Genomic DNA, 12,636 nt, shown 5'->3' on the forward strand with positions numbered 1-12,636 from the left:
AATATGAGTATCACATTTTTACACCCCTATTATGCGTTGCTGTTGCTGTTGCTATTGCTACCGGCAATTTTGTGGTTGGGCCGGCGTAGCAAAACCAGCCTGAGTGTTTTGCGTTGTTTGCTGATAACCGCCTTAGTGCTGGCATTAATGCAGCCAGTTTGGCTTCACTCTTCGACCAGTGCCATGCGTGTATTTATTGTGGATACTGATTCTGCTAATGCCATGGAAGACGCTGGTGCAGAACAGGCCTGGCTGAATGAGCAGATTGCATCCCTGCCACAAACCGTGGCGGTAAAAGTGATACAAATCGGCGGGATGCCTTTATCCCTTAACCGTGGCGAAATTAAACGACTACCCTCTGGCGTTAATGAAGGTGCTTTAGCAAAAGTTGTACAACAGGCTTTGTTAGAAATCCCAGCCCATGCCAATGCCGATATCACTCTGCTAAGCGATGGCCTGAGCACTACTAATAACTGGGCTGCCGCCCTGGCCGAACTCACCAGTAAAAATGTGCATTTGAACTGGGCTGAATTACCCGCAACAGCGACCCCGTTATTAAGTAAGTTAACCGTGTTACCTGCACGGATCGGGCAGGCACTCACATTGCAGGTTTCGGCCGAGTCACTATCCGATGCCAGCCAGTGGCGAGTTGACGTTGTCGGCGCGGAGGTGTCTGTATCTCGATATATTGACCCACGTCGAGCGCAGGAAACCCTTAACCTGGGAACCGCCTCCGTGCCTTTTTCTCCCTTGGCGGTAAAGCTTTTTGAAATACAGGGCGACAAGCAAATAGAGCGTGATAGTCGCGATATCATCGCGGTAAGTCAGCCTGCCATCACCCTGTTTGCCGCCAATGCTGATAAAACCGCAGTTTCTGCGTTACAAACCCTGGTGGGTGATGCAATAACGGTGACTAGCGTCAGTCAGTATAATTCTTTTATCCAGGGTATTAACGCCAGCGAAGCGATTTGGTTAAACAATGCCAGTGAAAAGCAACTCTCTGAGTTTCAGCAGCAGGCAATTAGAGCAGCGGTAAAACAGGGCAAAGGCTTATTTTACAGCGGCGGTGAAATGGCTTTTGCCAGTGGGGGCATGGCAAATAGCCCTCTGGCCGAAGCATTACCGGTAACACTTACACAAACTCTGGAAAAAACGGAACCTAGCGTGGCCCTGGCAATAGTCATAGACAGTTCAGGTTCGATGCAGGGTAAACCCCTTGAACTGGCTAAACAAGTTGCCCGTCTGGCAGTCAGAAAACTGAATCCTGATGATCAGGTCGGTATCGTTGAGTTTTACGGTACGCGACAATGGTCGGTTCCTATGCAGCCTGTTAAGACGCCGGAAAACATCGAGCGGGCTATTTCGCGCATGCAGTCTATGGGCGCTACGCAACTCTTCCCGGCCATTCAGGAAGCCTATTTTGGCTTAAAACAAATCCCCGCCCGGTATCGCCACATTCTGGTAATTACTGACGCAGGCATTGAAGAAGAAAACTATCAACACCTGCTGCGCTTTGTGGCGCAGGATCAAATTAACGTCTCGACGGTCCTGGTGGGCAGTGATACCGCGCGCGAAGCACAGATGGCTGATCTGGCCAACTGGGGACGTGGGCGCTACTACAGTATTGCCGATGAGTTTGCCATGGTTGAGCTGAATTTTCATAAACCAGCAGAGCAGCCAGAGCCTGTGTTTAAGCAAGGTGCTTTTTGGTTGCAGGGTGAAAAAAGCGAACGTATTCCGCCGTTAAATGGTTACGCAAAAATTAACTCCCGTGCCAATGCTCAGACTCTGTTGAGTGAAGTTAACGCCAGCGATGTTGTTATGGCCAGCTGGCAATACGGGGCAGGGCGGGTAACCGCGTTGATGACTGATCCCATTGGAAACGGCACTGAGCGCTGGCAAGACTGGTCTGAATATGGCCAGTGGCTGGGCACGCAACTAAGTGAGGTGGCTGACTTTGCACCACCAGTGGTAATGAGTAGCACGCGTTTATCCGATCATGTTCTGGTAACCCTTCGGGTTGACCAAACCACAGACCGGCTGAAGTTAGCCCAATTAAATGCACAAACCGGGCAGTGGCAGGAGATTGCTGTCGAGCAACGAGCACCGGGAATTTACACAGCCAGCATCGCGGCCTCACTTGACGAAGCCGTTATGTTAAGGGCCACAGTCGACGCTAAAAACTGGTATGCGGCCAACAGTGAAAAAGAAGGCTGGTTTAATGAGACGCGGGTGAGTCTGGCTGCCAAAGATGCACTTAACCGTGTGGTTGAGCAAAGCGGTGGCAAACATTTAACGCTGGATACTCGAGAGTTACCCGCCGTGAAAGCGGACTTAGCTCTAAAAGAAACCCTGCTGTATCCATGGCTACTGGCGTTCGCGTTGTTGCTTTATTTTGCGGAAATCATTTGTCGCCGCTGGCCCACTGCCAGCATTAACCCAGGAGCCCGTTAATGAAAGTTTTATCCCGCGTAACCTGTGCGCTCCTGTTAGTGAGTGAGCTACTTTGCCCGCCAATGGCTGTTGCCGAAAATCAGTCGGTACTGCAGGTTGTGCAAAGCGAATGGGATGCACACAAGGCGGCTGCTGAGCTATATCATCAGGCTTTGGTGAATCGCGACGTGGCGGCATTATTAGCTTCATTAAATAGCATAAGCGAATCCGCGCTTGTTCCAACCCATCGTGCCAAAGCGCTGACTATAGCCGGGATAGTAAACTGGCTGCGTGGTGATGTGGCGGGGGCCGAAATGGCGCTGCAACAGGCGTTAATGCTTTCACCCTCCGCTAATTTAAAATCTATTTATGCTGCGTTAACCCTGGCTAGGGGCGAACACGATAAAACTATGGTTAATGGTGATGCAGCAAGTAATGTGAATGGCAAAGCAATGCAGGCATTACTTAGCCATGAGCCGCTGGCCTTAGTGCAATTTGCCGAACAACAACCTGATTATGCGCTGGGCGCTGTACGAGTACTGACTTTACTGGGTTACACCGGCGAAGCTCTGCAACTAATTAACCAGTTATCCATCGGCGGTTCACCATTATTAGCGGCCGATACGGCGCTAAGTACTCAGGCTTATGCAGCAGCAGCCCGCTATGCCTGGCAAGCCTATGAAGGAGCTACCGATAAAGCGCAGCAGCGTTATGCCCTGGCGTTATTTAGTGAAGCCTGGCGGCTGGCCGGTGACCTTAGCAGTGCTGAGCAGCAGTTGGCGGCAAAGCCGCAAACCGTGGAAGTCAGTCAGATCCGCATTGATATACTGATGGAGCTGGGTGAATACGATAAAGCACTTAAAATCACCCGTTCTTCTAGCGAACCTGCCATCATCGCCCGTCAGGCAGGCCTGCTGGAACTGGCAAACCGCACCAACGAACTTACTGCGCTGTATAAGGAACAAATGCAGCGCCAGCCACAAAACATCAATGGTTATACGGGACTCGCCGGCCTGCACATCAATGCGGGAAACCTGGATGCAGCCAAAGGGGTATTTAACACATTGCTGGCGCGAAACCCTGATGATACGGCTTTGTTGCTTGATGCTGCCCGGCAGATGGTAGCGATGGGGTTGACCGACGCAGCGATTGCGTTGGTAAAAAACAAAGGAAATGATGACTCGCTATCACTGCAGGTAAGACAGTTTTTGTTTGAAACCTATCTTGCCCGAGGGGATGAGGAAAAGGCCCTTACCGTGCTGGCCTTCCTTGATGAGCAACTGCCGCAACAAAGTATGGTCAGATTACAACTGGCGGAAAACTACGAGCGCCTGCATCGCTCTGATAATGCACTGGCAATATTGCAGAAGTTAGAACAAATCAGGGGCACGCTGGGTTACGACCAGCAATTGCATATTGCAGCACTGGCTTATGCCACAGGCAATACCGAGGCTGCGCTTATGCGTTGGCAACAGCTGTGGCAACAGGCTCAGCTTCCTGCACGCCGACAGTTTCTGGCAAACCGAATTATCAGCGTATCGGCGCAAACCGGGCGACTAACTGCACTGGCTGAAAAACTGGCTGAAAAGTTATTGAAGGGGCAGGCAAATGCCAGCGAAGTCGAATTGCTGGTGAGTGTTTACCTGACGGAAAAGCAAATTAAGCCTGCACTTGAGGCAATTAACAGCCTGTTTAGCCAAGGCAAGATTAGTCAGATTGAGCAGCTCAGAATGCAGGCTAAGCTGTATTCTAAAACCCGGGACTATGTGAGCTTAAACAAGGTTTGGCAGCAGTTGGCAGAGCTCGATAGCAGTAACGCTGATACTTACTGGCAGCAAATTACCCTGAATACCTTGCGGAATCATGTCAGAGAGAACCCGGCTCCGGGCGCTGCGGCATCAGCAGACACATTTGAACGTTCTCAAACCCGCACCGTAGAGTCATTACTGACGGAACTAAAAGCATCCTCGCCCGCGTTTTCCGATAACGCCTTTGCGGCTGGCATTTACGCCATGGCCGGGTTAACGCAGGAGGCTATTCGTCTGTATCAGCTTGCCGTATTAGAAAAACAACAGAGTGTTGATTCACTGCTTCAACAGGCGGTACTGTTAAAGCAGCAGGGGCAATTAACAACAGCCATCGCTATACTGCAATACCAGTCCATCTTTGGCGAGACAAAAGAACTGCAAAGCGCTGCGGTTGATGGTTTATTGAATCTGCTGGCCAATGAAAACCCGGAAACGGAAAACCACAATAAGCAAATAAATACGCAAACCCTAACCTGGCTAAAGCGCAGACTGCTCGTAGACATTATCATCCAGGAAGAGCCGACTCAGGCGTTGTTTACCTATGCCGAGGTAGCGCAGCAATTGGCCGACTATACCAGTGTAGAACAAGCGAACCGCCTGCTGGCAGCAACAAACCCCGCACTACGGCCAACCCTGCTAAGAGGCCTGGTTACCCTTTACAGTGGCTCAAAAAGTGACAACGCCAGTGGACCGATATTTGGCGATAACGCTAAAAAGCTGTTGTATGGACGACGCTTGTTGGTGTTAAAACCTTTGTTTCCCCCGGCTTTTTACGCCGATTTAGCGCAAACACTGCTGGAAGACGGGCAGTTCTTAGAAGCCGAGCAAGCATTTTCTCTGATCACCAATATTCCGGGACTGGTAAACGTGAAGCAATTGAAAGGCAATGCTTACGCCCATATCGGAAAAGCTGAACAGGCGTTGGTTAATTTTCGTCAGGCTTTAGCCACAGATCAGGCCAATATTGGCTTATTGTTAAAAACGGCTGTACTGGAAACCCAGACCGGCCATCCCGAGATCGCCAATTACTGGTATCGGCAGGGGATTGAGTATCTGCTCAACCAATTGCCACTGGTTGAAGGTGTGGATCCGCAGCAAAAATACCTCAACTACCACCGCTATGCAGGCGCTTTAACTGAAGGACTAATGCTGACATGGACCGCTTCGGAAGTACCTTATAAGGAGGCATTGGATGAGATAATCACCGCTTTTACGCAAACATTTCAGCAAACGCGGTTAGCACCTGCCAAGGCAAAACTTGCCGATTACCCCCGCTTAAATGCCTGGTGGCAACTCGTTAAACCTTTAGCATTTTCGCTGTCTGAGCCAGCTCTGATTACCGGGTTGGCAGACCAACTATCGCGCCAGTTTACCCAGGATCCTGAGTTTGCCCACGACATGACGCATTTTGCCTTAATGCATGGTGAGTGGCAGCCCGAGGAAGGTGACAACAGAAAATCCTGGCCAATGCAGGCTTTGCTGCAACAAGCCAGAGACGCCGATAATTTTGCATTACAACTGGCCATTGCCCTGACTACTCAGGATCAGGCTGCCAGTGTGGATCTGATCCGGCAAGTGGTAAAGGCACACAATGCTGAGAGCCCGGGTGGCTACGAACAGTCACTGCGTCATCAGTATTATTCTGCTTTATTAAAAACGTTACAGCAGGTATCGCCGGATACCTTTGTGCAATGGTTCTGGCCGGAGTTTAAGCAAAGCCGGGATTTACCCGAGGTTTTATTTAATTTACTCAGAGCGCAGCCAGCATTTTATGCGCAGCTTGAAACCCGTTTAACACTCCTTTCAGATGAAGCTTTGATGGCACTGGTTATCAGGTTCAGTGCGTCGCCGGTTCCTTCGGGTTTGTTTGGCAGTGAAAAAAGTCCTGATTTTACGGCTGAACTGGTGGCGAGGCTGACGACGCTGCAACTTATTGAAGTGTATGCTCAGTTGCAACATAAACTGGAACGCGATGGCCAACAGGCATACCTGCAACCCGAATTGCTGACCTATTTACTTAATCAGCCTCTGAGTGACGACCAGCAAAATCGCTTAAAGGACGCGATGGTAAGGGCTGCGGGATATTCGATACCCGGCAAGCCTGTAACGGCAGCAGCGGCGATACGTTGGTTACAGTTTGATATTCATCCGGCTAATCAGGCCTTAGTACTTGCTAGCCTAAGCGTAGCAGCGGCAAGTTGCAGCGGTTGCGAGCTATTGCCACAGATTGCAGCCGCTTACTTTGCGGGTGATAAACGCCATGCTTATCAGCTGGTATCAGATTATCGCGGTTCGCAAACTGACAATTATGTACTCGGTGCACTCAACAATTTAACGGAACGCTATTTTAGTGAACAACGGGCTGAGTACATCGCACAGTTTTTAGCTGATACGGCTGCGCACCCGGCTAATAAATCTGCACGGGATACCTTTGTGAATGAGGTAGTCAGAACCATGCGTCCCTCTGCCGATTTGCTGGCCGTATACGCAAAACTGCACGGGCTGGTGCCGCAGGATGAAGAGTATCTGACTGGCTTACTCACGCTGCAATGGCAACAGAAAGCGTTGACCAGCTTTATAACGACGCTGGATGATTGGTTACAGATGCATCCTGATGCACAGCACCAGAAACTTCTCTGGCTTGCCTGTCAGTTGGTCAATGAAGATACTGCATTAAAGGCCATTCCGGCTGATGTATTTAACTCGCCAAAGCAGATTAAAGCGTGGTTAAACCTGGCTGGAAGAGGGCTGATTGAAGGCTTGTACGAGCCGGTTTTTGAGTCATTTGCAAGCCGCTTTGCCGAGTTGCCGTTACTTGTACAATTAAAAAAGCAGCAGGGTTTAACGCGTAATGAACAACCATCAAAGCCTGACCTAAAGCAACTCGCCAGCTTAGTTAAGATCCAGAGCGAAGCGGCCCGGGCCTTACTGAATACGCTCTGGCAAAATGGTTACAGCGGGCAGAAGCAGTTTGATGACAGCGGTCTGGATCGAGAGCAGCTGTTACATACCCGTTTTGATCTTAAAGGCACACCGCTAACCCAGGAGCAGGTTCTGCGCGATGGGAATGCAGCGCCGGATCTATTCGCTACCATGGCTGCGGATCCCAAGGTAACTGCTATGTTCATCGAATGGTTACTGGCCTTGCCGGATAACGAAAGGTTTTCTCAGCAACGTCTCTACAATCTAATTGTTACCGGCTGGCTGCAACAGGGGCGGGCGCAGGAGCATTACGCTCAGTTGCTGGATAAATTGGCAGGTTCAACGCTGACAGCCCATGATTTGCAACTGCTGGTGACGCTGCTAACCGAGTCCGGGCCACAACCGCAATCAGAGCAACTTTCACAGTTAATTGCGCAAGCATCAACGCTGCCTTTAATGACGCCAGCCACCCGGATCCGTTTATCTTATTTGGCGGCACGTCTGGCGCGGTACGAGATTGCAGGAGAACTGTTAAAGGCGGCATTCTGGCAATTACGTTATCCCGCGGCCACTATTGCTAATCGAATGGCGGTAACTCGTCTTGAACAACCTTCATTTGCAACAATTGTGCAGGCGCTGGGTGAATGGCAGAACAAAGATAAGGCGCATCAACTGCTTATGCAATTACTGGAATTGTTTCCGGCTGAATTTGCTAGCGAACCCGAGCTCCAGGCACTTTGGCAGGCCTTCGAGATATCGGCAATAACCCGCACAAGCACAAAAACTGACGCGAAACAGCGTGTACAAGAGATTTTAGATAATACCTCCGTTGCGATAGTTGATTCGCCCGGTGTAGCCCGGCAGTTTGAGCTGTCGAAAGCGGCCTTTTACCTTAATCAGGGCGATTTAAAACTGGCTGTTAAGGCGATAGTGAATGTGCTTGCACAGATACCACAGGCCAATCCACAGGCGTTTTATAATCGGCAGTTGCTGTTGCTGGCACGACAACTGTTCGGCGCGCAAGGAAATCTAATTATTCAAAACACGGATCCCTCTGTTTATGTAGCGAAGCTGGTGGCAGCGCAATCTGCAGATATTCAGGAACAGCTGCTAAGTGAAGTTGAGCGGCAAGCCGCAGAAAATAAAGCAAAAGACATTACTGCGAATCTGGCGGCATTAAGAAATGCGTTGCAAACCACCAAACAACAACAGGAAATGCCGCATGCGGTATCGCAATCCATAGCCGACTAAAGCTGTGTCAGTTGTATGCAAGCAAGCCGTGCTAGCGTGAATATTTAACCCAAGTAAGAGACTACCTATGCTTACCCGAATGTTAGCTTTGCTGGCCCTGGTGCTTGTCAGTTTTGTTAAAGCCGCCCCGCAAAACACGTTTTCTGATAGTGCCCCATTGCGGTTTGATAATCGCCAGCGCCCGGTTATCGCCACACACATTAATCAGCAGGGGCCGTATTTTATGGTGGTGGACACTGCCGCCGAAGCCAGCCTACTGGTGCCTGAGATGGGCAATATTCTGGGGCTTACGCCGCGTGAGAGTGAAATGACCATACGCGGTGCAACAGGTGTTACTCAAGCCCGCTATTTTGCGGTTGACCATTTTGCGAGCCCGTTGTTTAACTTTACCGACATGGTGTTGTTTGAATTGCCGAATCCGGGTTCTACGCCGGCTGCCGGTATTATCGGTATGGATATTTTTCAGCAGCAGGCGCTACAGTTTCATATTGCTGAAAGTCGGCTCGAGGTACTGCCAAGCGGCAGCTTTGATGACAAACAACGTTATCTGCCTGTTCCTGCATTGGCGCATGATGGGTTAGCCATGCAAATCATGGTAAAGCTTAACGGCGTGGAGATTCCGGCAACCATTGATACCGGTGCGGCGGTAACGATAGCTACCCCCTCGGTACTTAAAGCGCTGGGGTTAAGCTTTGATGACCCGGGGTTGACAGCTGAGGGTGAGATCCATGGCGCGACAAAGGAGGGCATAGCCATTAAAAAGGCCGAGCTGGATAGTCTGTCATTGGGGCCTATCACCCTGCGAAATATACCGGTTCGCTTTACTGCATCCTCACATAATCCCGCCGCAGCAATGACTATTGGCGTTGATTTGCTATATCTGTTTGAGGGCTTTGTACTGGATTTTCCCGCACAACAGTTTTACCTCATGCTGCCTGCTGGATAACGGATCAGGCGATGCGTGCCGAAACCTCAAAGTGAATGTTAAATTGTACTCCATGGCCTCGTTTACTGCTGCAAACCACCGATCCTTTAAGGGCATTGGTAATAATATTGTAGGCAATGTTTAATCCCAGACCGGTGCCCCCTGAGCCTCGTTTAGTAGTAAAAAAGGGCTCAAAGATTTTGGCGACGTGGGTTTCTTCAATGCCAACGCCATCGTCGCGGTAGTCGATTAGAAATTCAGTCTTGGTGATTTCACTGACTGCGATGTTGATAGTACCTGAACCTTTGTCAGCGAAACCATGTACAACCGAGTTAACAATAAAATTGGTTAACACCTGAGCCAACAGGCCTGGGTTGGTTTTAACTATAAAATTATCCGCGCAGTCAATGTTCACCCGAGCCTGAGACTTGCGTAAAACGGACGCCAGGCTGGTGACAACTTCTTCAAAATACTGTTTAAGATTGACCTCACGATCCTGTTCGCTGGTTTGATCCACGGCGACCTGTTTGAAGCTGCGAACCAGGCTGGCCGTGCGCTCTAGGTTTTTCTGTACCAAACCAGAGAGTTCGCCTGCGCTATCGATAAAATCCTCAAAATCATCGGCAGTTAATGTACCTGCCTGGTAGTGTTTTTTTATCTCGTCACATTCAGAGTTGAGTTGCGATATGCCTGTTAAACCAACACCAACAGGGGTATTGATTTCGTGTGCTACGCCGGCGACCAGAGAGCCCAGGCTTGCCATTTTTTCTGCTTCAACCAGTTTATCCTTGGTTTGATTTAAACGCTGAAGAGACTCTTCCAGGTTTTTATTGGATTCATTTAATTGTTCGTTGCGTTCGTTAATTTTGGTTTCGAGCGCTTTTTTCTCTGAGATATCACGGGAAATAGTATACAGCACATTCCGTTCGTTGAGTGTGATGCGCGTTAAGATGATTTCGCACCAGAACAGCGTGCCATCGGTTTTTTTGTGTAACCACTCAAACCGTTGGGAGCCTTCGCTGAAAGCTTTGTCTATAATCCCTTCTGCGGCTTGTTCCGATGTTTTGCCATCAAACTGAAACTCGGGAGAAAGGTCCAGCGGCGATAACCCGATAACTTCCTCTTTGCTGGTAAAGCCGTATAAGGCTAAAAACGCCTCATTGCAATCCTGATAGCCTTCTTCGGCGAGGATGGATAAACCATCCATCGATTTGGCAAATAAGGTTTCGAATGAGTCTTTTTGTCTGGCAATTTCCAGTTGCAGTGCCTTTTTTTCTGAAATATCGCGTGTACTGGCATAGAGCACATCTTTACCGTTCAGACTAATTCTAAACAGAATGATTTCGCACCAGAATTCGGTACCGTTAAACTTTTTATGTACCCATTCGAAGCGGATTTTTCCTTGAGTAAAAGCGGTGCGGATGATTGCTTGTGCTTTATCCAGGGATTTACTCCCATCAGGTTGACTGAACGGTGATAAATCCATGGGTGTGGCGCCAATAATCTGATTTTTGTCTTTGGCGTCAAACATTTGAACAAAGGCTTTGTTGCAGTCGAAGTAACATTCTGTAGTGAGCAAGCAGAGTCCGTCTAACGATTCATTGAATAACGTTTCAAATGCTTCTTTTTGTTTGGCAATTTCCAGTTGCAGCGCCTTTTTTTCCGAAATATCGCGTGTACTGGCATAGAGCACATCTTTACCGTTCAGACTAATTCTAAACAGAATGATTTCGCACCAGAATTCGGTACCGTTAAACTTTTTATGTACCCATTCGAAGCGGATTTTTCCTTGAGTAAAAGCGGTGCGGATGATTGCTTGTGCTTTATCCAGGGATTTACTCCCATCAGGTTGACTGAACGGTGATAAATCCATGGGTGTGGCGCCAATAATCTGATTTTTGTCTTTGGCGTCAAACATTTGAACAAAGGCTTTGTTGCAGTCGAAGTAACATTCTGTAGTGAGCAAGCAGAGTCCGTCTAACGATTCATTAAATAACGTTTCAAATGCTTCTTTCTGTTTGGCAATTTCCAATTGCAGGCTTTTTTTCTCTGAAATATCCCGGGTAGTGGCGTAGAGTACATCCTGCCCTTGCAACTCAATCTTTAACAGGATGATTTCACACCAAAACTCGGTGCCATCAAATTTTCGATGTACCCATTCAAAGCTTACTTTGCCTTGCGTATAAGCGGTGTTGATGACTTCGGTGGCTTTATCAGTGTAGGCTCTTCCGTCAGGCTGGTAATGCGGAGATAGATCTTCGGGATCGGCATCAAGAATCTGTGCTTTATCAGCGGCCCCGAACAATTGCATATAAGCCTTGTTACAGTCTAAGAGTTTTTCTTTGGTGAGCAGGGCGAGGCCGTCTGACGATTCGTTAAATAACGTTTCAAACACGCTTTTTTGCGATTGTAGTTCCAGCTCAAAAGCTTTTTTTTCTGAAATGTCCCGCCAGTTGGTATGCACCACAACTTCGCCGTTGAGTACCATTTTGGTTAAGATAACTTCAGCCCAAAACTCTTCGCCATTGCGCTTTTTATGCACCCATTCAAATCTGACACTGCCCAGTTGATAACATTGTTCAATGTGGGCTGCGCTTTTCTCGTCTGAGCGTCGGCCATCGGGCTGATACTCCGGCGAAAACTCAGCAGGCGTGTTGCCAACAAACTGCTCCAGGCTATCTGCGCCAACGATGTCCAGCATAGACTGGTTGCAGTCAACGAAAATATCACCTTTAAAAATAGCCAGGCCATCTTTTGAGTTTCGAAAGACGGTTTCAAAGTCGGTTTGCTGCGTGAACATCTCTTGCATAATAGCGCTTCTTTTTATTCGCTCTCGGGGTTACAAAGGAGGGGCGGCTTTGGATGATTTAGTCAGTATGTGTCCATAAAATAACGCAACCAGAAATGGGCTGCGCTAGCAGTGTTACCAATACTGAATTTCACCCTGTTTAAGGCTAGCAAAAAAGTGCAAAAGTGCCATTTTGTGGCTGCCGATGCTTTACTCATAAGAAATAGGTAAAACCGGCAGGTGGCCAGTAAGGGCATTTTTTTGTTATTAGAAAATTGGTGACTGCGAAACCGGGGGATTTGGGCGGCTAGAGCAGGTGTATGGTAACCCTAAGTGGGAATCATACTTCGAGCTGAGATTCTCAGTAAATAGTCTTTATTAAGGGAGCGGGTTGCAGAAGAGAGGTACAATATATTCTTTACTTCGAAAGGAGATTAATAAGCAAAATCTCATCTATGTTGAAGATATTAACCAAGGTAGAAGTCTTACAACTGATTACTGCGTGCGAC

Annotated in this window: 4 protein-coding genes; 3 read left to right on the forward strand and 1 reads right to left on the reverse strand. The window is 48.7% G+C overall.

All coding sequences use genetic code 11. The annotated features are described in order from the left end of the window. Positions 1–3 precede the first annotated feature (3 nt). The 3 genes from BFC17_RS14135 to BFC17_RS14145 all read left to right on the forward strand — a co-directional run bounded on the left by BFC17_RS14135 (position 4) and on the right by BFC17_RS14145 (position 9,360). On the forward strand, positions 4–2,454 hold the full coding sequence (locus tag BFC17_RS14135) for a VWA domain-containing protein (protein ID WP_070177104.1): 2,451 nt from the start codon (positions 4–6) through the stop codon (positions 2,452–2,454). Next, the gene (locus tag BFC17_RS14140; RefSeq protein ID WP_070177105.1) at positions 2,454–8,414 is read left to right on the forward strand and encodes a tetratricopeptide repeat protein; all 5,961 of its coding nucleotides are present in this window, start codon (positions 2,454–2,456) and stop codon (positions 8,412–8,414) included. Before BFC17_RS14135 ends, BFC17_RS14140 begins: the two co-directional genes overlap by 1 nt. Before the next feature lie 67 nt (positions 8,415–8,481). Then, the gene (locus BFC17_RS14145; protein ID WP_070177106.1) at positions 8,482–9,360 is read left to right on the forward strand and encodes a retropepsin-like aspartic protease; all 879 of its coding nucleotides are present in this window, start codon (positions 8,482–8,484) and stop codon (positions 9,358–9,360) included. Between the two features lie 4 nt (positions 9,361–9,364). Here the strand turns inward: BFC17_RS14145 and BFC17_RS14150 are convergent, their stop codons facing one another. Next, positions 9,365–12,148, reverse strand: coding sequence for a PAS domain-containing protein (locus BFC17_RS14150; RefSeq protein ID WP_070177107.1), 2,784 nt, complete (start codon positions 12,146–12,148; stop codon positions 9,365–9,367). Positions 12,149–12,636 lie beyond the last annotated feature (488 nt).

Origin of the sequence: Marisediminitalea lipolytica (assembly GCF_001758465.1) — a bacterium.
Taxonomy (GTDB): domain Bacteria; phylum Pseudomonadota; class Gammaproteobacteria; order Enterobacterales; family Alteromonadaceae; genus Alteromonas; species Alteromonas lipolytica.